At 62.6% G+C, this 21,961-nt stretch carries 25 protein-coding genes; 14 read left to right on the top strand and 11 right to left on the bottom strand.

Annotated features, from left to right (window positions below; translation table 11 throughout):
- The first annotated feature begins 12 nt into the window (after window positions 1-12).
- From KYT97_RS06980 to KYT97_RS06960, 5 genes are all read left to right on the top strand, one after another.
- Complete coding sequence (locus KYT97_RS06980) at window positions 13-1,242, top strand: cysteine desulfurase family protein (RefSeq protein ID WP_033231476.1); 1,230 nt, start codon at window positions 13-15, stop codon at window positions 1,240-1,242.
- Complete coding sequence (gene mnmA / locus KYT97_RS06975) at window positions 1,242-2,354, top strand: tRNA 2-thiouridine(34) synthase MnmA (RefSeq protein ID WP_116101494.1); 1,113 nt, start codon at window positions 1,242-1,244, stop codon at window positions 2,352-2,354. Before KYT97_RS06980 ends, mnmA begins: the two co-directional genes overlap by 1 nt.
- Window positions 2,351-3,373, top strand: a complete 1,023-nt coding sequence (locus tag KYT97_RS06970; protein ID WP_033231076.1) for a uroporphyrinogen decarboxylase/cobalamine-independent methonine synthase family protein — start codon at window positions 2,351-2,353, stop codon at window positions 3,371-3,373. The genes mnmA and KYT97_RS06970 overlap by 4 nt, the downstream gene beginning before the upstream one ends.
- A gap of 105 nt (window positions 3,374-3,478) precedes the next feature.
- Complete coding sequence (ligA, locus tag KYT97_RS06965) at window positions 3,479-5,518, top strand: NAD-dependent DNA ligase LigA (protein ID WP_202026010.1); 2,040 nt, start codon at window positions 3,479-3,481, stop codon at window positions 5,516-5,518.
- A 53-nt stretch (window positions 5,519-5,571) separates the two neighbouring features.
- Window positions 5,572-6,060 carry a GNAT family N-acetyltransferase gene (locus tag KYT97_RS06960; RefSeq protein WP_033231074.1) on the top strand — a complete coding sequence of 163 codons (489 nt, stop codon included), beginning with the start codon at window positions 5,572-5,574 and terminating at the stop codon, window positions 6,058-6,060.
- Window positions 6,061-6,115: 55 nt separating this feature from the next.
- Here KYT97_RS06960 and KYT97_RS06955 read toward each other — a convergent pair whose 3' ends face one another.
- Complete coding sequence (locus KYT97_RS06955) at window positions 6,116-6,766, bottom strand: ACT domain-containing protein (RefSeq protein WP_033231073.1); 651 nt, start codon at window positions 6,764-6,766, stop codon at window positions 6,116-6,118.
- Between the two features lie 254 nt (window positions 6,767-7,020).
- Here KYT97_RS06955 and gatC point away from each other — a divergent pair, with 254 nt between their 5' ends.
- The 4 genes from gatC to KYT97_RS06935 all read left to right on the top strand — a co-directional run bounded on the left by gatC (window position 7,021) and on the right by KYT97_RS06935 (window position 10,724).
- Window positions 7,021-7,320, top strand: a complete 300-nt coding sequence (gatC, locus tag KYT97_RS06950; RefSeq protein ID WP_033231072.1) for an Asp-tRNA(Asn)/Glu-tRNA(Gln) amidotransferase subunit GatC — start codon at window positions 7,021-7,023, stop codon at window positions 7,318-7,320.
- Window positions 7,317-8,798, top strand: a complete 1,482-nt coding sequence (gene gatA / locus KYT97_RS06945; protein ID WP_045070375.1) for an Asp-tRNA(Asn)/Glu-tRNA(Gln) amidotransferase subunit GatA — start codon at window positions 7,317-7,319, stop codon at window positions 8,796-8,798. The genes gatC and gatA overlap by 4 nt, the downstream gene beginning before the upstream one ends.
- A 195-nt stretch (window positions 8,799-8,993) precedes the next feature.
- Entirely contained in the window at window positions 8,994-10,121 is a 1,128-nt protein-coding gene (locus KYT97_RS06940; protein ID WP_033231475.1) for an NDMA-dependent alcohol dehydrogenase, read from the top strand.
- A 72-nt stretch (window positions 10,122-10,193) separates the two neighbouring features.
- The gene (locus KYT97_RS06935; RefSeq protein ID WP_045070373.1) at window positions 10,194-10,724 is read left to right on the top strand and encodes a hypothetical protein; all 531 of its coding nucleotides are present in this window, start codon (window positions 10,194-10,196) and stop codon (window positions 10,722-10,724) included.
- Here the strand turns inward: KYT97_RS06935 and KYT97_RS06930 are convergent.
- The 6 genes from KYT97_RS06930 to KYT97_RS06905 all read right to left on the bottom strand — a co-directional run bounded on the left by KYT97_RS06930 (window position 10,698) and on the right by KYT97_RS06905 (window position 15,901).
- Window positions 10,698-11,387, bottom strand: coding sequence for a hypothetical protein (locus KYT97_RS06930; protein ID WP_219111966.1), 690 nt, complete (start codon window positions 11,385-11,387; stop codon window positions 10,698-10,700). The two genes, KYT97_RS06935 and KYT97_RS06930, sit on opposite strands and share 27 nt — an antisense overlap.
- The gene (locus tag KYT97_RS06925; protein WP_052683624.1) at window positions 11,384-12,016 is read right to left on the bottom strand and encodes a hypothetical protein; all 633 of its coding nucleotides are present in this window, start codon (window positions 12,014-12,016) and stop codon (window positions 11,384-11,386) included. The genes KYT97_RS06930 and KYT97_RS06925 overlap by 4 nt, the downstream gene beginning before the upstream one ends.
- Entirely contained in the window at window positions 12,013-12,804 is a 792-nt protein-coding gene (locus KYT97_RS06920; protein ID WP_219111965.1) for an ABC transporter ATP-binding protein, read from the bottom strand. The genes KYT97_RS06925 and KYT97_RS06920 overlap by 4 nt, the downstream gene beginning before the upstream one ends.
- Entirely contained in the window at window positions 12,797-13,882 is a 1,086-nt protein-coding gene (locus KYT97_RS06915; RefSeq protein WP_219111964.1) for a FecCD family ABC transporter permease, read from the bottom strand. Before KYT97_RS06915 ends, KYT97_RS06920 begins: the two co-directional genes overlap by 8 nt.
- On the bottom strand, window positions 13,863-15,026 hold the full coding sequence (locus KYT97_RS06910) for an ABC transporter substrate-binding protein (protein ID WP_219111963.1): 1,164 nt from the start codon (window positions 15,024-15,026) through the stop codon (window positions 13,863-13,865). The genes KYT97_RS06915 and KYT97_RS06910 overlap by 20 nt, the downstream gene beginning before the upstream one ends.
- Before the next feature lie 188 nt (window positions 15,027-15,214).
- Window positions 15,215-15,901 (bottom strand): GntR family transcriptional regulator, encoded by a 687-nt coding sequence (locus KYT97_RS06905; protein WP_033231065.1) that lies wholly within the window; start codon window positions 15,899-15,901, stop codon window positions 15,215-15,217.
- A 185-nt stretch (window positions 15,902-16,086) separates the two neighbouring features.
- Here KYT97_RS06905 and KYT97_RS06900 point away from each other — a divergent pair, with 185 nt between their 5' ends.
- Genes KYT97_RS06900 through KYT97_RS06890 form a run of 3 tightly spaced genes read left to right on the top strand, consistent with a single transcriptional unit; the run spans window position 16,087 to window position 18,989 of the window.
- Window positions 16,087-16,995, top strand: coding sequence for a sulfurtransferase (locus KYT97_RS06900; protein WP_141484479.1), 909 nt, complete (start codon window positions 16,087-16,089; stop codon window positions 16,993-16,995).
- Between the two features lie 42 nt (window positions 16,996-17,037).
- Window positions 17,038-17,880: a hydroxyethylthiazole kinase gene (gene thiM, locus KYT97_RS06895; protein ID WP_219111961.1), complete on the top strand. Its 843-nt coding sequence runs from the start codon at window positions 17,038-17,040 to the stop codon at window positions 17,878-17,880.
- Window positions 17,880-18,989, top strand: a complete 1,110-nt coding sequence (locus tag KYT97_RS06890) for an LLM class flavin-dependent oxidoreductase (RefSeq protein WP_219111960.1) — start codon at window positions 17,880-17,882, stop codon at window positions 18,987-18,989. The genes thiM and KYT97_RS06890 overlap by 1 nt, the downstream gene beginning before the upstream one ends.
- A 17-nt stretch (window positions 18,990-19,006) precedes the next feature.
- On the opposite strand, the gene KYT97_RS06885 is transcribed toward KYT97_RS06890, so the two are convergent.
- Window positions 19,007-19,828, bottom strand: a complete 822-nt coding sequence (locus tag KYT97_RS06885) for a helix-turn-helix transcriptional regulator (RefSeq protein ID WP_245006046.1) — start codon at window positions 19,826-19,828, stop codon at window positions 19,007-19,009.
- A 56-nt stretch (window positions 19,829-19,884) separates the two neighbouring features.
- Here KYT97_RS06885 and KYT97_RS06880 point away from each other — a divergent pair, with 56 nt between their 5' ends.
- Entirely contained in the window at window positions 19,885-20,277 is a 393-nt protein-coding gene (locus KYT97_RS06880; RefSeq protein WP_033231060.1) for a VOC family protein, read from the top strand.
- Window positions 20,278-20,306: 29 nt separating this feature from the next.
- Here the strand turns inward: KYT97_RS06880 and KYT97_RS06875 are convergent, their stop codons facing one another.
- From KYT97_RS06875 to KYT97_RS06865, 3 genes are all read right to left on the bottom strand, one after another.
- Window positions 20,307-20,624 carry a hypothetical protein gene (locus KYT97_RS06875; RefSeq protein WP_141484478.1) on the bottom strand — a complete coding sequence of 106 codons (318 nt, stop codon included), beginning with the start codon at window positions 20,622-20,624 and terminating at the stop codon, window positions 20,307-20,309.
- A gap of 78 nt (window positions 20,625-20,702) precedes the next feature.
- The gene (locus tag KYT97_RS06870; protein WP_219111959.1) at window positions 20,703-21,149 is read right to left on the bottom strand and encodes a hypothetical protein; all 447 of its coding nucleotides are present in this window, start codon (window positions 21,147-21,149) and stop codon (window positions 20,703-20,705) included.
- 32 nt (window positions 21,150-21,181) lie between these two features.
- Window positions 21,182-21,412, bottom strand: coding sequence for a hypothetical protein (locus KYT97_RS06865; RefSeq protein ID WP_033231472.1), 231 nt, complete (start codon window positions 21,410-21,412; stop codon window positions 21,182-21,184).
- A gap of 155 nt (window positions 21,413-21,567) precedes the next feature.
- Here KYT97_RS06865 and KYT97_RS06860 point away from each other — a divergent pair, with 155 nt between their 5' ends.
- Window positions 21,568-21,825, top strand: coding sequence for a hypothetical protein (locus KYT97_RS06860; RefSeq protein ID WP_230589960.1), 258 nt, complete (start codon window positions 21,568-21,570; stop codon window positions 21,823-21,825).
- Window positions 21,826-21,961: the final 136 nt, after the last annotated feature.

Here is a 21,961-nt window from a genome sequence, read left to right as displayed (position 1 = left end):
CCTGGTCAGGCCATGACTCTGCCTGCACACCGTGTTGACACCGCATTTCCGGTGTACCTCGATCATGCCGCCACCACACCGATGACGGCAGCTGCTATCGAGGCGATGACCGATATCTTCACAACCGTGGGCAATGCGTCCTCGCTGCACGGCTCCGGCCGTGCTGCGCGCCGCCGTGTCGAGGAATCGCGCGAGTCGATCGCGGCCTGCCTGGGCGCTCGGCCGTCGGAGGTCATCTTCACGTCCGGCGGTACCGAGAGTGACAACCTCGCAGTCAAGGGAATCTTCTGGGCCCGCCGTGACGCCGACCCGAGGCGCAACCGAATCCTGGCGAGCTCGGTAGAGCACCACGCGGTTCTCGACACCGTGGAGTGGCTCGAAAAGCACGAGGGTGCCAAGGTCACCTGGTTGCCGGTGGACGCCAACGGAGTAGTCGACCCGCAGACCCTGCGAGACGAGTTGTCGGTGCACGCCGACGAGGTTGCACTCGTCACGATCATGTGGGCGAACAACGAGGTCGGCACCGTCATGCCGATTCTCGAATTGGCCGAGATATCAGCGGAATTCGAAATCCCGATGCACAGTGACGCGGTCCAGGCCGTTGCCCAGTTGCCAGTCGATTTTGCCGCGAGCAAGCTCTCTGCTCTGAGTATCGCGGCACACAAGTTCGGCGGCCCGCACGGCGTCGGCGCACTGCTGCTGGGACGTCAGGTTCCGTGTGTGCCGCTCCTGCACGGCGGCGGACACGAGCGTGATCTTCGTTCGGGAACCCCGGATACCGCGGGCGTGGTGGGCATGGCCGCGGCGCTGCGCGAGAACACCGCGCACATCGATTCCAGTGCACGGGAATTGGCGGAACTACGCGATCGTTTGATCGAGGGTGTTTTCCGGATTCTTCCCGAATCGGTACTCAACGGCCCGACCGGTTCGGACCGTCTGCCCGGCAACGCGCACTTCACTTTTCCCGGCTGTGAAGGGGACTCGTTGCTGATGCTCCTCGACGCTGCGGGTATCGAATGCTCCACCGGTTCGGCGTGCACCGCAGGTGTTGCCCGGGCCAGCCACGTGCTGATCGCGATGGGCGTAGAACCGTCGACCGCGCGGGGCTCCTTGAGATTTTCACTCGGACATACGTCGAGTGTCACCGATGTGGATGCGCTCATCGCAGCGCTGCCACAAGTAGTAGAGCGCGCTCGGGCCGCCGGTCTTGCCGGTGCCGGTTCGCGTGGAGGGGATCGCTGATGCGAGTACTCGCAGCCATGAGCGGAGGCGTCGACTCCGCCGTTGCCGCCGCCCGCGCAGTTGCCGCCGGCCATGACGTCGTGGGAGTTCATCTGGCGTTGTCGACGGCACCTGGCGCTTTGCGCACGGGTTCGCGTGGATGCTGTTCCAAGGAAGACGCGGGCGATGCCAGGCGCGCCGCCGACGTTCTGGGAATCCCCTTCTACGTCTGGGACTTTGCGGATCGCTTCAAAGAAGACGTGATCGACGATTTTGTGGCGTCGTACGCCGCGGGTGAGACGCCTAACCCGTGCCTGCGCTGCAACGAGAAGATCAAGTTCACCGCTCTCGCGGATCGCGCGGTTGCGCTCGGATTCGACGCCGTTGCCACGGGCCATTACGCCCGCCTCGAAGACGGCGTTCTGCGCCGCGCAGTCGACTCCGACAAGGATCAGTCGTACGTCCTGGGAGTTCTGACAGCAGCGCAGCTTTCGCGCGCTATGTTCCCGATCGGCGACACACCGAAGGAGCAGATCCGCGAAGAGGCCGCCGAGCGCGGACTTGCCGTCGCGAACAAGCCGGACAGCCACGACATCTGCTTCATCCCGACCGGCGACACCCGAGCATTCCTCGGCGCCCGGATCGGTGTTCGCCCGGGAAGCGTCGTCGACGCCGATTCCGGTGAGGTCCTGGCAGCACACGACGGCGTGCACGGCTTCACGATCGGTCAGCGTAAGGGACTGGGCGTCGAAGGTCCGGCGGTGGACGGACGCCCGCGGTACGTCACGTCGATCGAACCCGAAACCGGCACTGTCCGAGTCGGTTCGGCCAAGAATCTCGATGTGTGGGCGATCGCGGCGCAGCGTGCGATCTGGACGTCCGGTCAGGCCCCCGAAGGCCCGGTCGAGTGCATGGTGCAGGTTCGGGCTCACGGCGGACTGGCGCAGGCAGTGGCAGAGGCAGTCGACGACGGCACTTCAGGCGGCGGCATCACGATTTCCTTGCGGGAACCGCTGACGGGTGTCGCGAAGGGGCAGGCAGTGGTTTTGTACCGTCCCGACAGTGAACTGGGCGATCAGGTACTCGGCAGCGGCACTATCGCCGGAACCGAATCCGAGCCGAACACACTGTGACACAGCAGGTTTCCATCGGTGGCCTGGTCACCGGAATCGGATCCTGGCCGGGCACGGATGCCCGGGAAAGTGCCGCCACCATCCTCGGTGAGCTCGGCGGGTTTCCGCACCTGGTGGAACTACCGGCACGCGGTCTCGGCGCAGACACAGTGGGCCGAACCGGTGCCGTCCTCGTCGACATCAACCTCGACGCGTCGACGCGCTCGTACCGGGTTGTGCCCCGGCGCGGCAACATCGCCAAGCGCGCGGAGGACTTCCTGAACCAGGATCTCGACGCTCTCGAGGAAGCCTGGGAAGCAGCGCGGCTGGTTGGCGGAGATCACGTGATCAAGCTGCAGGCTGCCGGACCGCTGACGCTCGGCGCCGAGATCGAGGTCGCAAACGGTTCACGTGTGCTCGTGGATCGCGGAGCACTGCGTGACATCGCCGAATCGTTGGGCGAGGGGTTGGCCCGCCACGCCGCCGAGGTGACCCGCCGCACGGGTGCCCGCGTGATCGTTCAGCTCGACGAACCGCAGATGACTGCTGTGCTCGCCGGGTCTTTGCCCGGACGCACGAGAATGGAAAGTGTTCCGGCGCTCCCAGAACCGGAAGCCCTGGCGATTCTGGACTCGGCCATCGAGGGCTGCGGATTGCCGACCATCGTGCACAGTTGCAGCGCGGACCTCCCGTGGGATCTGCTGCGACGCAGCAAGGCGAGTGCCGTGAGCTTCGACCTGTCCCTGATCTCCTCGCGCGACTTGGACGGCATCGGCCAGTTGTTCGATGCCGGCAAGCAGCTGGCGTTGGGTCTGGTTCCCTCCACGGCGCCCGAGAAGCCGCTGACGTGGAAAGAATGCGCAATGCCTGCCGTGACGCTGATCGACCGTCTCGGGTTCTCACGGGAGCTGCTGCAGACTCAGGTGGCGGTGACCCCGCGATGCGGTCTGGCCGGCGCCGGCCTCGACTACGCCCGCACGGCGCTGAAGGTGTGCACCGACGTCAGCAAGGCCTTGGTGGACGATCCGTCGGCGTTCTGACTCGCGGTGCTTTTCTGTCGGTGAGAACCGATATTCTCTTGTCTTGTGAGTGAAACCACCGAGGGAACCGTGCAGCCTGCGCCCAACGAGGCGCGTGAGCAGTGGATGGAGCTGGCCGAGGAGGTCCGTCAGCATCAGTTCCGCTACTACGTTCGTGATGCACCGACCATCTCGGACGGCGCATTCGACACACTGCTCGGTCAGCTCAATGCCCTCGAAGAGCAGTATCCGGACTTGCGGACTCCTGACTCACCGACTCAGTTGGTGGGCGGCGGGTTCGCTACGGATTTCACCTCGGTCGATCACCTCGAGCGCATGCTCAGCCTCGACAACGTTTTCGACGAGTCCGAACTGCGCGGCTGGATTGCCAAGGTAGAGCAGGAAACCGGGCCGGATCTGCACTACCTGTGTGAAGTCAAGATCGACGGCGTTGCGCTCAACCTCGTCTATGAGAACGGCAAGCTCGTGCGGGCTGCCACCCGTGGAGACGGCCGCACGGGCGAATTGGTCACGCTCAACGCGCTCACCATCAACGACATCCCGGAATACCTCACCGCGACGGACGAGTACCCGATCCCCAGCGTGCTCGAAGTGCGTGGTGAGGTGTTCTTCCGCCTCGAGGACTTTGCCGCACTCAACGCGTCGTTGGTCGCAGAAGGCAAGGCGCCCTTCGCAAACCCGCGAAACTCTGCCGCCGGATCGTTGCGCCAGAAGAATCCCGCGGTGACGGCGCGTCGACGGCTCGGCATGATCTGTCACGGTTTCGGCCGCATGGAGGGCTTCGAGCCCGCGTCGCAGTACGACGCCTATGTCGCGCTCGCCGCGTGGGGTCTGCCGGTGTCGACGCACACGTCACGTGTTGTCGGGGCGGACGCCGTCGTGGACAAGATGAAGTACTGGGGCGAACATCGCCACGACGTCGAGCACGAGATCGACGGCCTGGTGGTCAAGGTCGACGAAATGTCGTTGCATCGCCGTCTCGGCACCACGTCACGAGCGCCGCGTTGGGCGATTGCGTACAAGTATCCGCCCGAGGAGGTCACGACCAAGCTTCTCGACATTCGCGTCAGCGTCGGACGAACCGGACGTGTGACGCCGTTTGCGTACATGGAACCGGTAACGGTAGCCGGTTCGACTGTGTCGTTGGCCACGCTGCACAACGGCAGTGAGGTCAAGCGCAAGGGTGTGTTGATCGGTGACACCGTGGTGCTGCGTAAGGCGGGCGACGTCATCCCCGAGGTTCTCGGACCGGTGGCCGACGTCCGCGACGGCACCGAGCGCGAGTTTGTCATGCCGACGCATTGTCCCGAGTGCGACACATTGCTGGCGCCCGCAAAAGAGGGCGACGTCGACGTGCGCTGCCCCAATCAGCAGCACTGCCCGGCGCAGCTGCGTGAGCGGGTGTTCCATGTTGCCGGCCGCGGGGCCTTCGACATCGAGGTGCTCGGATACGAGGCTGCGACCGGTCTTCTCGAAGCGAAGGCCATCGACGACGAAGGTGATCTCTTCTCACTCGACGCCGACACTCTGATCGGTGTGCCGATCTTCCGGACCAACGCCGGAGCGCTCTCGGCAAACGGAAAACGCTTGCTGGCCAACCTGGATTCGGCCAAGGACAAGCCGTTGTGGAGAGTGCTTGTGGCACTGTCCATTCGGCATGTCGGTCCAACGGCGGCGCGAGCGTTGGCGGGGGAATTCGGTTCGCTGCAACGCATTCGGGAAGCGTCGATGGAGCAGTTGGCAGCTGTAGACGGCGTCGGTTCCACGATTGCCGCCGCAGTGGTCGAGTGGTTCACGGTGGACTGGCATCAGCAGATCGTGGACAAGTGGGCGGCCGCTGGAGTGCGAATGGAGGATGAGCGAGACGATTCCATTCCGCGCAACCTCGAGGGCCTCTCTATCGTGGTCACCGGTTCCCTCGAGACGTACTCCCGCGATCAGGCGAAGGAAGCGATCCTCGTGCGCGGCGGTAAGGCAGCCGGTTCCGTTTCGAAGAAAACGGCGTTTGTGGTTGTCGGTGAAGCACCGGGTTCCAAGCACGACAAGGCGGTCGAATTGGGCGTGCCCGTGCTCGACGAGGACGGCTTCCGTCGGTTGCTCGAAGGTGGCCCGGACGCGGTAACACCCACCGAATTGGACGAATAACTACTTCGCTTTGCGATTTCCGAGTTCGGTACGCAGGGTGCAATAGTGACGCCATGATCGAGATTCGCGAAATCCTCCCCAACGAGTTCGACACCGTAGGGGAGCTGACTGTGCAGGCTTACGTGGGTGGCGGATTTGTTGCCGAAGGAACCCCGTACGCGGAGCGTCTGCGCGACACGGCAACTCGGGCGCAGGACGGCCGAGTGCTGGTCGCGGTTCTCGCTGACCGCGTTGTGGGATCGCTCACCGTGGCAGAACCGGGAACGCCGTTCGCGGACGTAGCGCAGGCCGGCGAACTCGAATTCCGCATGCTCGCAGTCTCACCCGATGCTCGCGGATCGGGAGCGGGTACGGCTTTGGTACGCGCCGTGATCGCCGAGGCGTACGACCGTGGCGATCACTCGGTGGTCATGTCGACTCAACCGGAGATGGTCGATGCGCGTCGTATCTACGATCGCAACGGATTTGTCCCTGACCCGGACCGGGCGTGGGAACCGATCCGGGGCATGGAGCTGACCGTCTTGGTGCGCGACCTGGCCTGAGTGGTAACCCAGAGCTGTAGTAACCCAGAACTGTAATAACCCAGAACTGTCGTTGTCAGCTCAGAACTGTCGCGATGATCCCGGCGAGATAACCCAGCCGGGCAATCTCCGACGGCCGGAATTCCGGCCCGCCGGGGCGTCCGAGCATCAGGACTCGACCGCCCGAACCCAATGGTGCGGCGGCGAGGCTGGTGTCCATGTCGCGCCACACCTCGGGCACCCAGTCGGCTTCACCGTCGAGGACTGCCGGCTTCTCGAGGGGCATCCACGGGACCTCGGTGGCGTGAGTTTCGGGTGCGCCCGAGCTGCCGACCACCCGATATGCCCCTTGCGGGCCGATGTCGACGATGACGGACCAACCCACTCGCAGCACTCGCGGGGCGCCGTCAACGAGTACCTGGAGGCGATCGTCCTTCGCGGTGGCGACTGAGTCGATGAGTTCGAGCTCACGGTGGGTGTCGAGGATTCCCGCGTACGGACGGATGGAATCCACCGATACGCCGGGGAGATGCTCGGCTGCCGTGATGAGTGTGTCCGGTAGCGCTCCCGGTTCGACGTCGACAACAAGATCGTCGATGGCAAAACCGTCGCCTCGCTCTACGACGTCGAGGGAGAGAATGTCGGCTCCGACGGAACCCAGTGCGACGGCGAGTGCGCCGAGGCTACCGGGACGGTCGGGCAGACTGACGCGGAGCAGGTATGACACGTTCGTCCTTTCGCTTTCGGTTGTCGCCCGGGTCGTGGTGACTCGCGCTGTACGTCATCTTTGCACTTGTCGCCGTGTCGATGGTCGGCGCCGCGGCCCCGTCACGCCCGCTGTACGAGGTTGTGACATGACCGAAACACTTCGGTCGAACCGGACGTGGCGGTGGACACGCGAGGCGCGACTACAAGTGTGCTGAGCCGAGCAACTAGGCTGGACCGGCAATGAATACGTCCTCTTCCGAAAGGGGCCCCGCGGTGCCTGCCATCTCCCGTGACGAGGTCGCGCACCTCGCGCGGCTGTCCAGACTCGCACTGTCCGACGCAGAACTCGACGAGTTCGCCGGTCAGTTGGATTCGATTCTCAACCACGTCAAGGTGGTCACCGAGGTTGCGGCCGACGACGTTCCGCCCATGGCGAACCCCAATGCCGTCACCAACGTCACCCGACCGGACGTCATCGTGCCGGGGTTGACCCCGGATCAGGCGTTGTCCGGTGCACCCGCAGTCGAACAGGATCGCTTTGCCGTTCCGCAGATCCTTGGAGAGGGCGAATGACCGCCGACCTGACAACGCTGGACGCCTCGGTTCTGGCAGACAAGATCCATTCGCGTGAGGTGTCCTCCGTAGAGGTCACCCAGGCGCACCTCGATCGCATCGCTGCAGTCGACTCCGAGTACCACGCCTTCCTGCACGTCGCCGGCGATCAGGCGCTCGAAGCCGCTGCTGCCGTCGACAGCTCCCTGGCAGCCGGAAACGAGCCCGTATCGCCGCTCGCCGGTGTGCCGATTGCGCTCAAGGACATCTTCACCACCACGGACATGCCGACGACCTGCGCGTCGAAGATGCTCGAAGGATGGGTGGCGCCGTACGACGCGACCCTGACGAGCAAGCTTCGCGCCGCAGGCATTCCGATCCTCGGCAAGACCAACCTCGACGAATTCGCGATGGGTTCCTCCACCGAGAACTCGGCGTACGGCCCGACGCGTAACCCGTGGGACACCACGCGTATCCCCGGCGGCTCGGGCGGCGGTAGTGCAGCTGCGCTGGCGTCCCGTCAGGCACCGTTGGCCATCGGCACCGACACCGGTGGATCCATTCGCCAGCCGGCCGCAGTCACGGCAACCGTCGGCACCAAGCCCACGTACGGAACCGTCTCGCGTTTCGGTCTTGTCGCGTGTGCGTCGTCGCTCGATCAGGGTGGCCCGTGTGGTCGCACCGTGCTCGACACCGCGCTGCTGCACGAGGTCATCGCCGGACACGATCCGCGCGACTCCACGTCTATCGACGCTCCCGTGCGTCCGGTGGTTGCCGCGGCTCGCGAAGGTGCCAACGGAGACCTGCGCGGCGTCAAGGTCGGCGTTGTCAAGGAGCTGCACTCCGACAGCTACCAGCCCGGAGTCATCGCGTCCTTCGACGCGGCTGTCGAGCAACTGAAGGCTCTCGGCGCCGAGGTTGTCGAGGTCTCGTGCCCGAGCTTCGAGTACGCGCTCGCGTCGTACTACCTGGTGCTGCCCAGTGAGGTCTCGTCCAACCTGGCGCGCTTCGACGCGATGCGTTACGGCATGCGCGTCGACGACGGCAACATGAGCGCCGATCAGGTCATGGCAGCCACTCGCGCTGCCGGCTTCGGTCCGGAGGTCAAGCGCCGCATCATGATCGGCACGTACGCACTGTCCTCGGGTTACTACGACGCCTACTACGGCTCAGCCCTGAAGGTTCGCACTCTGATCGCTCGCGATTTCGACAAGGCGTACGAGCAGGTCGATGTTCTGGTCTCGCCGACCAGTCCGTTCACGCCGTGGAAGTTGGGCGAGAAGGTGGGCGATCCGCTCGCGATGTACCTCTCCGACCTCTGCACCCTGCCTACCAACCTGGCCGGCCATTGCGCCATGTCGGTGCCGTCGGGTCTCTCGGCGGACGACAATCTGCCTGTCGGTCTGCAGATCATGGCTCCGGCCATGGCGGACGAGCGTCTGTACCGCGTCGGTGCGGCGTACGAAGCAGCGCGTGGCCCGATCGGTACCGCTGTCTGAGCGAAGATCTCGTGCTTTCGACAATGCCGTCACTGGTTTTTCGGTGGCGGCATTGTCGCGTCTGAAGGTGATCGTCTGAGCGCCGATATTTTCTGCCCCCATCGGGCACACTCGTAGGTGGAGTGTGATCGGGAACACAAGTCCCGATTCGGTCCGTCGTCGTCCGTGCATCACGAATAATTTCGAGGAGTGCTGGTGAAGGTCAAGGCAGCAGTAGTCAAGGCGCCAGGTCAGCCGTGGGAAATCGAAGAGGTCGATCTGGGTGATCCGATTTCCGGAGAAGTGCAGATTCGGCTTGCCGCATCGGGGCTGTGCCATTCGGACGAGCACTTGCGGACGGGTGCAAGCCCGCTTCCCTTCTATCCTGCCGTGGGCGGGCACGAAGGTGCCGGAGTGGTGACCAAGGTGGGACCGGGCGTTACGAGCGTCGTCGAAGGTGATCACGTCGTACTGGCGTTCATTCCGGCGTGTGGACGCTGTCCGTCATGCGCAAAGGGATTGCAGAATATCTGCGACCAGGGTGCGGGTCTGCTTACCGGACAATCGATCTCGGATAATTCGTACCGAGTCACCCTCGATGGTGAGCCCGTCATTCAGATGTGCCTGCTCGGCACGTTCTCTCCGTACGTGACGGTCAACGAGTCCTCGGTGATCAAGATCGAGAAGGACATCCCACTCGACAAGGCAGCGCTGCTCGGCTGTGGCGTCGCGACCGGTTGGGGATCGGCGACGGCTATCGGCGGCGCAAAGGTCGGTGACACGGTCGTGGTTATCGGAGTCGGCGGTGTCGGCATCAACTCGGTGCAGGGTGCCGCGTCTGCGGGCGCGCGCTTTGTTGTTGCGATCGACCCGGTTGAATTCAAGCGGCAGAAGGCCAAGGAATTCGGCGCAACTCATACCTTCGCTTCGCTCGAGGAAGCTATCCCCGCGATCGGTGAACTCACGTGGGGCAAGATGGCCGACGTCACCGTGATCACTGTCGGAGAGATCCACGGCGACATCATTCAACCTGCCCTCAGCGCCACGGGTAAGGGCGGTCAGGTTGTTGTGGTCGGCATGGGCCACTACGCCGATTCGCAGGTGACGCTCAGCCTGTTCGAGCTGACACTGCTGCAGAAGCGCTTGCAGGGAGCCATCTTCGGCGGTGTCGGCCCGCGTTCCCAGATTCCGAAGCTGCTCGATCACTACCGCAGCGGCGCACTGAAACTCGACGAGTTGGTGACCAACACCTACAAGCTCGAGGAGATCAACGAGGGCTACGCCGACATGCTCGCGGGAAAGAACTTGCGCGGCATGATCATTTACACCGAGGACGATTACTGATCTTTCACTGTCCTTGACTCGGGCTCTCCGGCAGTGGTGCCGGAGAGCCCGATTTTCTGCAAGGATTCTGTCATGACCAACAGCCTCACGGTGATCGATCAGGGAACGACCTTGGACTTCACCTTCGCCGACGCCCTGCGCTACCACGGACCTTTGGCGCCCGGCGGTGTTGCCCACGCCTACAAAGTGCTCGAACGTGCACTCGGAGTCCTGGGGCAGGATGAGCCCGTCGAGCGGCGCGAGCTTGTTGTCACGACATCGCACGGTGGCCCTGGAGTGCGGGACACTGTCGAACTGGTCACTCGCGCAGTCACCGAAGGTCGATACACCGTCGACGGCTCCCTTGCCCGCCCCGAGCGGGGAATTACGCTGGAACTGTACGTATTCCAGATCGACTACCGTGATGAGAGTGTCACGCTGATCCTGCGTGAGGGCTTCGTCGTGGACGAATTCATCGAGCTGTCACGCACTCCCAGCCGAAGCGCCGAAGCAGAGGCCCGGTTGGTGGTGCTCAAGCAGGAGATGACTGATCGAGTTATGGCGCAACCGGCCGACGAGGTCTACGACGTAGTGCCGTCAGGTGTGATCGACCCACCGCAGTAGCGCGTAGAGGAATCGCGTCGAACCCGGCATGAAGTTGTTGCCGTGGTGGTACGTCGGGTCCAGCGTCGTGGCGATGATGCGGCCGGGAGTCGAGGTGGTGTCCTCGAACAGCATCATGCCGGCGTCACAGGGGTTGCCCTCCGCGTCGGGTTCTTCCGAGATCAGCAGTGGCACAACGTCCGCGTCGGTGTGAAGCAGGCCGTGGTGGTGCCAGATCACAGACTTCGTGGTGAGATATTTCCACGATTCGTGATCGTGGCTGCGTGTGCGGATCAACGGGTCCTCGCCGGTTCGCCACCACCAGAAGTTGGTGGGACGCGGGCTCCAGGTCACACCGGGTAGCCATGTGTGTGCGGCGTTCTCACCGAGGACGACGAGGGTGCCACCGCGTTCGGCGACAGCGAGGAACTGGGCGGCGTGCTTGCGGAGAAGCTCGGGATGCAAACGATCGGCCAGGATCAGCGTCGTGACGTCGTCGAGATCGCCGGGCTGCAGATCAGCGAGGTAATGGAAATCCGGCTGGTGCGCGACAACGGCCGGATCCTCGAGGGTCTGCAGATGAAAATGCGAGCCGCCGTGCACCAGAGCGAGATTGCGCGTGGACAGGGGAGCGCGGTCGGTGCGGTTGAATGCTTCGAGGGCGGTTTCGTTGAGTATGGTCATCGGTTTTCCGTTCGGTCGAGCTGGGCAAGCCAGGACAGCAACTGGGGGTAGACGCGTGCCGACGTATTCGGATCGGACTGGAACACAGCCAGATCGATTCCTCCGTGCACCAGCACCTCGCCCTTGCCCAGTGGGTAGACGTAGTCGACCGGCAGTCCGTGGCGGCCGATGTAATTGGTGACGATGGCGTTGTCCGGAAGTTTCTGGCTGTAGCCACGCCCGTAGAAACCGGAGACTTCCTTGCGGAAACTGAGATCGGCCGGGTCGACACCTGCCCACACGGGGTGCGGGCTTCCGGCGGAGATTGCCAGATCCTTGGGGCCGGAGTACTGCAATTTGCGCCACTGTCCCAGGCCGGGAAGGAAATCCGTCAGGGGATGCCCCATGATCGCGATCCGGCCGCCGGCGGTGACGAAGTCCGTGAGGACGTCCTTGCGTCGTTCCAAGTAGATCTGATCGCAGTTGCCGTTGACGATGAGTCCGGAAACAGAGGTCAGGTCCAGAGCGTCGAGTTCGTAGAGGTCTACGTTGCGGACGACATCCGTGTCCGACGTGCCGCCGGCCATGCCGGCGTTGGACCCCATCACGAAGTGCAGAACCGGAGTTGTTGCGTGTAGCGCGGCGGTCATGTGAGTGAGCTTTCTGTGAGGCGAAGGTCGTTTCCGGCCGCCGCAAAATTGTCGTAGCGGGTGTAGACCACGGTGCGCGGATTCCCGCGGTCGTGGACCGTGTCGGTGGCGACATCGATGCCGTAGAGCCGAGAGAGGGTCTCACCGGTAACGAGGGTCGCTACCGGACCGACGACGATCTCTTCGGGACTGAACATCACTACGGCGTCGCCGCCCAGATGAAGTGGGTGATCGGGATGGTGGGTGGTCAGTAGGATGCCCATGCCTTCTGACGCGAGTTCGCGCAGAAGTTGGAGGACGTGCGCTTGGTTTCGCAGGTCGAGCGCCGAGACGGGTTCGTCCAGGATCATGAAGGTGCAGTCGGTGTTGAGTGCGCGCGCGATCAGGACCAGTTGCCGTTGTCCGCCGGACAGTTCGGTGAAGTTCGATGTCGCGAGGTGATCGATGCCGACTCGCTCGAGTACCGTACGGGTCTGGGCCACATCGGCTTTGCGGGGAACCCCGAAGGTCGACACCTTTTTCGCTCGGCCCATCAGCACCATGTCGAAGACCGAGTACGCAAAACTCGACGAGGTAGCCTGCGGAACGTAACCGATGTTCGGGTCGCGGACAACGCGGCCTTCCTGAGCGGTATTCAGCCCGGCAATGCAGCGCAGCAAGGTGGTCTTGCCCTTGCCGTTCGGGCCAAGGATCGAGGTGATCGAGCCCGACTCGATGGTGAGATTCGTGTGGCGAAAAACCCAGTCCCGTCCTGAATACCGAAACCCGAGGTCGATGAGCTCAAGCATCGATGAAGGCCCTTCTGCTCGAATTGCGAAGGAGAACAACAAAGACCGGTGCACCGATGATTGCCGTCAGGATTCCCAGTGGAATCTCGCCTGGACTGATGGTGCGCGAGAGTGTGTCGATGACGGTCAGGTAGGCGGCGCCGAGAACAAACGTCGTCGGCATCGAGATCCGGTGATCCGGGCCGACCCACAGCCTGGCCAGATGCGGGACAACCAAACCGACCCAGCCGATTACACCGGACACCGCAACTGCGCCGGCCGTCATGAACGCCACCATGACCAGCAGCAGCATGCGCAGGCGGTGCGGTTTCACGCCGAGTGACGCGGCATCGTCGTCGCCGAGCGAAAGGATGTTCACCCGCCAGCGCAACCCGAGGATGACCGCGCTGCCGAGAAGGATGGGAACAGCGGCGATTGCCACCTTGCCCATGTCTGCGGTGGCCAGGGAACCCATGAGCCAGAACACGATTGACGGCAGCGTGCTGTACGGATCGGCGAGGTACGTGATCAACGAGACAAGCGCCGAGAAGAACGCACTGGTCACCACGCCACCGAGCACGATCATGAGAATCGAACTGCCGGAACGGGTCTTTCCGATCGCCATCACCATGATCAGGGCGGCGATACCGAAAATGAATGCACCGCCGACCAAGAAAGCTGAACCGAGACCGAGCATCAGGACAAGGACTCCGCCGAAGGATGCGCCGGACGAGACGCCAAGGACCTGAGGGCTCACCAAGGGGTTGCGGAATACGGCCTGCAGTGCGGAACCGCCCAGTGCAAGACCGCCACCGACAAGCATTCCGAGCAGAAGTCGCGGGAATCGTACGCCGAGAACAACTTGCGACTCGACATCGGTCCACGTCTGCTCGAGCGGGATGACCCGATCGATGAGGATGCGGGCGACCTCGTTGACGGGGATCGTGTAGCGGCCGATGGCCAGAGCTGCCAGACCGATAGCGAGGATGCCGAACGTCAGGATCAGCGGAACGGTGAAAGCCCGGTACCGGGAGGGCCTTCCGGCAGTTTTCTCGCTACCGGAAGGTACCGCGTCCGACTCAAGCGCGGAACGAGTCATATCCGGCGCTCACCTGGTTGGACTCGAGGTGCAGGATGCGATCGATCTCGGCGTCGGAAACGTCGTAGGCGTACAACGAGGTGTACGTCTGACGAATACGATTACGCAGATCGAGATCGAGTTTCGCTTCGGGATAGAAGATTTCAGCGACCCAGAGCCACATCAAGTTCGACTCGTTGCACGGCGGGTCCCACGAGAATCCGCCGATGGGCGCCTTGTAGACGCGCTTGTTCTTCACGGCGCTCAGGGATGCCCAGTTGGGGTCGTCGTAGATATCCTGCGGGATTGCTGCGTCGAAGTTTCCGAGAACCAGGACCTCGGGATCCCACGTGAGGATTTGTTCCTTGGTGACGGCGACGCTGGTTCCCTTTCCGGCGCCCCTGGCAACATTCTTGCCACCGGCGAGGGTGATCCAGAAGTCCATGTACGTGTTGTCGGCCGAGACCTTGGTTTCAGGGGTGCTGTAGAAGTACATCGCTCGCGGCGCCGTGGCGGTGTTTGCAGCGGCAATGGATTCGACGGTCTTGCGGTCGGTTGCCATGCGCGCGAGGATTTCCTGCGCTTCGGCTTTCTTGTCGAGGAGGTCTCCGAAGATGTTGATCCAGGCTTCGAGGTCTTCCTGCGTTCCGTACTTTAGGAGGATGAATTTGAGACCCGCGTTGCGCAGCGGCGCCACGATGTCGTCGCCCTTGTCGCCCCACTGGATCACGACATCCGGGTTGAGTGAGAGGATCTGCTCGACGTTCGGAACGAAGTCGGGTCCGGAAACAACTGGGGTATTGAGGAATTCGGGGAACATCACCCCGAGCATGCCGTTCTTGGCCAGCGAGATCGCACTCGAGTTGACGCCGACATTGCGCGAGATCGACTGATCGGAGCCGGCAATCATCGACGGAACCGGAATGATCGCTGACGCGATGCGGCCGACCGGGGTGTCGAAGGTGATCGTGTTCTGGTACTGATCCACGACGGTGAACGGACCGCTTGTGGCGCCGGTCGACGCCGTCTCGGATACCGGTGCCCGAGAGGAGCAGGCGGTAATACCAAATGCGCCGAGTGCTGCTGCTGCGACGCCCATCGAGCGGATGAGTTGGCGCCGCGTCAGGGCACCGGCAAGAGGGGAGGGGGTGTGCTTCGGGGGCATGGTTTCTCCGAAAAGACTTGGCGTGGTGATGGTTATCGAAAACTGAAACAATTTCTAACCGGAATTAAGCTAGCATACCCTTACTAAGGGTTGACTTGCCTAATTATGTGGCGCGATAGACATGGCAAAGACCGCCCGGTCCGTCCGATGGACGGACCGGGCGGTCGTGGTGTCGGTAGTTTCTCCGGTCAGCGACCTGCAAACATCTTGATGCGCTGCTCGCGACTACGTTCGAGGTGAGCCCGCATATGTTCACGGGCGGACTTCTCGTCGCGACCTCGTATTGCCGTCAGGATGTCTTGATGCTCGGAATTCAGTAGATCGGGTTCACCGTAGTTGGAGGGCGGTCCGCTGTCGTAGATCCGCAGTTGGGTGGTCAACCTGATCAGGAGTGACGTGATCGTCGCATTGTGTGCGGACTGCCAGAGTGCTTCATGGAACTTGAAATTGCCGGCCCGAATCGCTGCGCCGTCAGTGGCTGTGCAGCACTGGTCATGAAGACCTTCGAGGCGCGCAAGGTCCAACTCGGTGTGTCGCAACGCAGCTGCCCCGGCGGCCTCGGACTCCAAAGCCACTCGCGCAGCGTAGATTTCGATGACGTCTTCGGGCGTTCCGGATCGCACTCGGAAGCCGCGGGCGGCGCGCTCGAGAAGTCCGTCGTGCGCAAGCCAATTGAGGGCTTCGCGGATAGGTGTGCGCGAGGCGCCGTACGTTTCGCACAATTGGGTTTCGTGCAGCGGGGCGCCCTGGGCAAACTTTCCGTCGAGGATGTCGGCCCGCAACCGAAGGTACTGGCGGGAAGTCTGGTCGGAACGTCCCAGTGCCGCCTCGGGCACCAGTAATTCTGCGCTGGTCGTGGTTTCCTCGACGCCCATGTTTCCCCGTTCCTTCTCCGTGAGTGAAGCGCGTTTGATTATGCCACCGACAACGCATGAGTACTTGCGTATACGCTAGTACTCACTTAGGTTCGTGGGCGTTGGTTTCAGCGCGCTTTGTTCAACTTGCTTGGTTCAACTTGCTTGGTTCAACTTGCTTGGTTCTACTACGGAGAGGTGCTTCGGTGACACAGACATCGGTCACGCCGTTGATCGGCAGTGAGGCGCTTGCGCAGCTGCTGACTGGCAGCGACGTCGTAGTTCTCGACGTCACGGTGCATTTCCCGCCCGCACGATTCGACGGTGATTATCGCCCCGAATCGGGCTACGCAGGCTGGGTCGACGCGCATATTCCCGGATCTCGCCACGTAGATCTCATGACAACGTTCTCCGACCGCGATGCGTCATTGCACTTCACGAAGCCCACGGCCGAGCAATTGTCCCTCGACCTGGCCGCTGCCGGGATCGGTGTGGGCTCGACAATCGTCCTGTACGACCAAGGCTCGATGACCTGGGCCTCGCGGCTGTGGTGGGTGCTGCGTAATGCGGGAATCGACGCGCGGGTTCTCGACGGCGGATTGGCGGCCTGGACGTGGCACGGGTTTCCCGTCGAATCAGGGGATGAAGGAGCACCTGCACACTCTGTTGCGCCGTGGGGCGTTGTCGATCTGGACCTGTGGGCGGATCGAGACGATGTCGCCGCGGTCTCTGCAGGCACCTCGTCGGGCACCCTTGTTTGTGCGTTGTCACCTGAGCAATTTGCCGGAACCGAGAAAACGAGATACTCGCGTCGTGGGCACATCCCGGGAAGCCGGAATCTGTCGGCCAAAAGCCTGCTGGACGACAACGGATTGATGCTCCCTGCCACGGATGTCTCCGTCCGTGCGCGGGAACTGTCGGCGAGCGCCGCACCGATCATCATCTATTGCGGCGGAGGCGTTTCCGCGTGTCTGAGCGCGCTCGGACTGGTGATCAGCGGATACGACGCCATCAAGGTGTACGACGGTTCTCTCGAAGAATGGACCGCCGACCCCACTTTGCCGATGGTCACGGGAATCGAGCCCGCCGAAGGCGATCGATGTCGCGAGTCCTGATCGCCCGGCCCGTACCGACCTCACATTCTCGAAGGAAAATCCATGTCTGACGTCTCTGCTGACACCGTTGCCTCGGCGCTCGAAGCGCTTCGCGCGCAGGTGCCGCTCGTTCAATCACTGACCAATATCGTCTCTGCCAACTTCCTGACCAACGTTCTCTTGGCGGCAGGCGCGAGCAATGCGCATATCGACAATGTCCACGAGGCGGCCGGATTTGCGGCGATCGCCGGGGGAGTTCTGGTCAATCTCGGAACTCCGGATGACGCGACCGCAGCGGCTTTCCGAGTTGCAGCCGAAGCAGCACAGAGCGCAGGCACACCGTGGGTTCTCGACCCGGTCGGTGTCGGCGGATTGCCCTGGCGCAGTGAGATTGCCGTGGACCTTCTTCAGTTCCATCCGACCGCAATCCGCGGAAACGCGTCGGAGATCATCGCGCTCGCCGGTCTCGGCGGCGATACCCGCGGCGTCGACAGCGCATCGGATTCGATCGATGCTGTTCCGGCGGCGCTTGCACTGCTGAAGCACACGGACGCGGTATCTGCCTCGGGCCCAGTTGATTACGTCGTCGGACGTGATCGTGACGGCGTCGTGGTCGGCGTCAAGATTTCGGGCGGCAGCGCACTACTTCCCCGTGTCACCAGCACCGGATGCTCCCTGGGTGGCCTTGTTGCTGCGTATCTTGCGGTGGCACAGACGCCGCTGGAAGGACTTGTTGCAGCCCACACCCACGTTGCGGTTGCGTCCGAGATCGCCGAGGCGAACTCCACCGGCCCCGGATCGTTTGCGGTTGCCTATCTGGACGCGCTCTATGCCGTCGATGCCGACACCGTTCGGGCGCGGGCCCGCGTCGAATCCTTCGAACTGCCGGCTGGAGTGCAGAACTGATGAGCGTCAAGACTTTCTGGTATCTCACCCAGGCCGACGGAGACTACCCGTGGAGCCCCGGTGGGTTATACCCGGTGGACGGCGCGCGCCAGATCGAACTTGCGAAGACGATCGACGACGGCGGATTCGAAGGTGCACTGGTAGCGACCTGGCCGAACGATCCGTTCATTTCCGCGACGTGGGCCGCAGCCCACACCAGTCGCATGAAGTTCCTGGTCGCGATTTACGCGAACATGACGCCGGCACGATTGCTGGCCGAAAAGGCGCTGACCTTCGACGCTTTCAGTGGTGGCAGGTTGATGATCAACTCGGTCAACGGCCGCGAGAACATCCTGACCAAGTACGACATGAACGTCGACCACGATCAGCGGTACGAACTGGGCGAGCAGTACTGGGCTGATTTCCGACGCATCTACGCCGAGGGCACCGAGTCGAACTTCCCCAACACACCGTTGCGGATCGACGCGCCGGTGGGACACCAGGTTCCGCTGTGGGGAACCGGGGATTCGCCTGCAGGCCTGGCAAATTCAGGCAAGGTGCTCGACACGTACCTGGCGATGCTCCGTGAAACGTCCTTCATCGAGGAGAAGTTCTCGGCCGCAAGGGATGCGGCAACCGCCGCTGGACGCGAATTCACAGACTTCGGTGCTTTGACCGGCGTGATCGTCAGGCCTACGAAAGACGAAGCCCTCGAACGATTCCGGTCGCTGTTCGAGAAGACAGGCATCGAGCAGATTGCAGAGGTTCTCGACAACGCGGTGCGTCGACGCACACACGGCGCGCAGGATCTCAAGACCTTCACCGCCCGCGACTCGCAGCGCCAAGGGTGGGTCGATGCAATCGCCGCGGGTCGGCTCCCTGAACCTGAAGACTTGTATGTCGGTGACGGGCTTTATGCCGGCATCACCGCGTGGTCGCCGCTCGATATCTTCGGAACCGGTTCGTCGGCGGTCTACTACGTCGGCGACCCCGATTCGATCACCGATTCGGTGCGTACCCTTCGGCAGCGCACCGGGCTGACCGCCCTCATTCTCGCCGGGTGGCCACTCACCGAAGAAGCAAAATGGGTGTCGGAGTATCTGATTCCGCGGTTCGACGAACTGGACTGATCTGTGCGGCACTCGCGTTAGCGGCGGTGCTCGCGCAGTAGCTGGGTCGGAGTGACGCCGGTCAGTGCCTGAACATCTCGAGACAGATGGGCCTGATCGGCGTATCCGGCGTGCACCGCAAGGTTTGCCAGTGACATGTGCGCGGATGTGTTCGTGCCGCGGGCCAGCATCAGCACGTTCTGCATACGTTGGACTCGCTGGATCGTCTTCGGAGAGAGCCCAGTCGACGCAGCGATTGTGCGGCGGAAATGTCTCTCGGAAACCCCGAGATCCGATGCCACTTCGCGGACCCGTATTTCGGGCGACGCGGTCAACGCTGCGTAGCCGATCTGGGCCGTATCATCGGGACAGATACTCGGCCAGAGGTTTTCGAGGAGTGTTGCGTCGACGCGTGTGCTTCGCAGCGCGTCGGCCAGTATCCGGGCCTGGCGTGACGAGAGAACGTCGCCGAAATCGATTTTGGTGTCCTGCACAATCTCGGCGTCGGTTCCGAGTATCGAACGTAGCGCCGGGGGATTGATACGAACTCCCCACCGGGTCACTCCAGGTGCCGTCGTGACGAGATCTGCGACGGTTGCCGGGCCGACCAGCCAGGCTTTGCCGGTGCTGTCGACGATGAAGTCTGCGCAGAGATCCGGAATGATCCGGTGCGTTGCGACGGGTTCCTCGGATGCCGTGGTCGTCGGCGTCGATTCGGCTGCAGATGATGTGCTTGTCCACAGGCAACTGAAGAAGTCCGTGCCCCTGATGCGTTGTTCGGTGTATGTGTGGCCGTTTTGTTCAAGACCGGATTCTGCACTGCGACTACCGTGTGTGGTGCGAGCGTCCGTGGCAGTCATCTCTTGATCGTCACACACTCGTCGACTACTTTTCGAACCGAAAACAGGAGAACACAGTGTCGGTTTCACCCCGTCTCGACCTCGTCGGAATTGTCACCACCGATCTCGATCGTTCCCTGGCGTTCTACCGCAGTCTGGGCCTCGACATCCCCGAAACGCCGTCCGATGCCCCACACGTCGAGTTCACCTTCGGCAACGGGTTGCGACTGGCGTGGGATGCAGAGTCGACGATCAAGAGTTTCGACCCTGAATATGCGACGGTCGCGGGCCGACACCCCGTGGCTCTGGCTTTCGATTTCGGCACCCCCGCGGCCGTCGACGAAGCTTACAAGCGGATCACCACAGACTTTCCCGGGCACAAGGAACCCTTTGACGCCGTGTGGGGGCAGCGCTATGCGGTGCTACTCGATCCGGACGGAAACACCGTCGATCTGTTTGCCGCGCTCTGACCCAATCATTTTGAGCGCGAGGTATCTTGTCAGAACTCGAGAACGACGAGTGCCACCAGCAGGTTGAGTAGCGTCGCCGATACCGCGAATGCGACAGCGCCGGGTGTCAAAGTTCGAAAGCGGGCGGCGACGAGTGCCGGCAGCACAAGTGTAATTACGACGGCGGTCACGAATATGACGATCCCGGATTGAAAAGGCAGCGCTTGCCAGAGCGCTCCAGCAGCGATCAGGCCTAGCGGCAGGCCGATGACGATCTGCGCCACGGATCCCATGAGGCGTTGGCGTCGATCATGTTTGGGTATGTCAGTTGCCATTGCTCCGTCGACCGCTTCCAGTAGGTGCCGCATGCTGCGACTATGGGAACAGTATGTGGCAGCGCCTGGCAAGCTCCTGTCGCGACCCGGGCGACTCGCGCCGCTGGGTCGCTAAGGCGCTGCAGGACATACGAATTGACGAGACGCATTCCAGAACGGGAAGAGGTTGGTCGTGCTGGCATCGGGGTGGTCCACCCGAGCCAGGTCGTTGAAATCGAGGACGGTTCGGCCCGTGGTGTTGCTGACGCCACATGCCTGCAGGCTCAGCTTCGCGGCGGGGACAAATCCGATACTGCGGGCGTAGGGTCCAAGCAGTCCGGAGTTCACGAAGCTATCGATCGCCTCGCCCCACCGGTTGTACTCGGTTTGCAGGTCGAAGCTGCACGTCGCGCCGAACAACTCGGTGCACGTCGTCGGTTGCCCGTCGATAATGGCTGACGTATCGGCGAGTGGGCGCGAAGTGTCGCCATGTGGCGATCTCTGGGTAACGAGATAAACACCCACGGCCACGACACACACAACCACGACGCTCGTCAGTATTGCCGGCAGTGCCTTCATGATCACGTCCGTCGGCGGTCGCGTTCGCGGGCCTACGTCGACCTGTCCGACCACGCAGCGGCAATCTCCGGGTGAGCGCTCATGATCTCGTCGATGTGCTTGGCGTCAGCTGTGTCAACCTCCGCCCGATGCCGTTGTGCTGTGACGAGTAGCCCGTCGGGATGGCCAGGGGGACCTTGCGCAGGCGCTGGTGCATCCGCTTCCAAGTCTCTGATCAACTCGTCCAAACGTGTCGCGAGGAATAACTGCTTTTCCGTGCTCATAGCCGTCACGTCCATTCGTCTTCGCGCTGTACTCGATCGCTGTGCCCGGTCACCGGCGTTGCGAAACCGGAATTCTCGGCTCTGATTTCGAGTCACTGTCAGTGGGTACCTACTGGATGCCCAGGTGTGGTGTTGTCGACGCGAAAGAGATGCGCATGAACGATCTGACTGTGACTGTCGAACACCTGCGAGCTCTTCTCCGGAGCAACCCGCACGCGGAACTGGTGGCCGTCGACGGCGGTATCGCAGTCTACGAACCGCACGAGGAAGGATTCCAATCCGACGGAATCTCAATCGTGACGCGCGAGCAACTCAGCGAGCGATTGCCGTCCGGCGGAAAATCGCCGGTCGAAGGTGAATTGACATTGGCTGCCGCGTCATTGAGTCAGATGATCGCCGAATTGGGCGGCTGACCACCGCTCCGGGTTCGCGGTGGATCTCGAGGGCTCCCGGACGTTGAGCTGGATCGCCATCGCGGCAGGAGATTTCGGACAGCCCGGGCGGCGTACTCTGGATGACATGGGTCTCATGATCCGGCGTATGCCTGAC

It is taken from the genome of Rhodococcus globerulus (assembly GCF_019334125.1).
GTDB lineage: Bacteria > Actinomycetota > Actinomycetes > Mycobacteriales > Mycobacteriaceae > Rhodococcus_F > Rhodococcus_F globerula.
The sequence above is the reverse complement of the archived record's forward strand: the minus strand, read 5'-3'. Positions and strand labels throughout refer to the sequence as shown.

Bases quoted from the DNA above. Each gene is read 5' to 3' on its own strand.
- KYT97_RS06980 (WP_033231476.1), top strand. From the start codon at position 13: ATGACTCTGCCTGCACACCGTGTTGACACCGCATTTCCGGTGTACCTC.
- mnmA (WP_116101494.1), top strand. From the start codon at position 1,242: ATGCGAGTACTCGCAGCCATGAGCGGAGGCGTCGACTCCGCCGTTGCC.
- ligA (WP_202026010.1), top strand. From the start codon at position 3,479: ATGGAGCTGGCCGAGGAGGTCCGTCAGCATCAGTTCCGCTACTACGTT.
- KYT97_RS06960 (WP_033231074.1), top strand. From the start codon at position 5,572: ATGATCGAGATTCGCGAAATCCTCCCCAACGAGTTCGACACCGTAGGG.
- gatA (WP_045070375.1), top strand. From the start codon at position 7,317: ATGACCGCCGACCTGACAACGCTGGACGCCTCGGTTCTGGCAGACAAG.
- KYT97_RS06935 (WP_045070373.1), top strand. From the start codon at position 10,194: ATGACCAACAGCCTCACGGTGATCGATCAGGGAACGACCTTGGACTTC.
- KYT97_RS06930 (WP_219111966.1), bottom strand. From the start codon at position 11,387: ATGACCATACTCAACGAAACCGCCCTCGAAGCATTCAACCGCACCGAC.
- KYT97_RS06925 (WP_052683624.1), bottom strand. From the start codon at position 12,016: ATGACCGCCGCGCTACACGCAACAACTCCGGTTCTGCACTTCGTGATG.
- KYT97_RS06920 (WP_219111965.1), bottom strand. From the start codon at position 12,804: ATGCTTGAGCTCATCGACCTCGGGTTTCGGTATTCAGGACGGGACTGG.
- KYT97_RS06915 (WP_219111964.1), bottom strand. From the start codon at position 13,882: ATGACTCGTTCCGCGCTTGAGTCGGACGCGGTACCTTCCGGTAGCGAG.
- KYT97_RS06910 (WP_219111963.1), bottom strand. From the start codon at position 15,026: ATGCCCCCGAAGCACACCCCCTCCCCTCTTGCCGGTGCCCTGACGCGG.
- KYT97_RS06905 (WP_033231065.1), bottom strand. From the start codon at position 15,901: ATGGGCGTCGAGGAAACCACGACCAGCGCAGAATTACTGGTGCCCGAG.
- thiM (WP_219111961.1), top strand. From the start codon at position 17,038: ATGTCTGACGTCTCTGCTGACACCGTTGCCTCGGCGCTCGAAGCGCTT.
- KYT97_RS06890 (WP_219111960.1), top strand. From the start codon at position 17,880: ATGAGCGTCAAGACTTTCTGGTATCTCACCCAGGCCGACGGAGACTAC.
- KYT97_RS06885 (WP_245006046.1), bottom strand. From the start codon at position 19,828: ATGACTGCCACGGACGCTCGCACCACACACGGTAGTCGCAGTGCAGAA.
- KYT97_RS06875 (WP_141484478.1), bottom strand. From the start codon at position 20,624: ATGCGGCACCTACTGGAAGCGGTCGACGGAGCAATGGCAACTGACATA.
- KYT97_RS06870 (WP_219111959.1), bottom strand. From the start codon at position 21,149: ATGAAGGCACTGCCGGCAATACTGACGAGCGTCGTGGTTGTGTGTGTC.
- KYT97_RS06865 (WP_033231472.1), bottom strand. From the start codon at position 21,412: ATGAGCACGGAAAAGCAGTTATTCCTCGCGACACGTTTGGACGAGTTG.
- KYT97_RS06860 (WP_230589960.1), top strand. From the start codon at position 21,568: ATGAACGATCTGACTGTGACTGTCGAACACCTGCGAGCTCTTCTCCGG.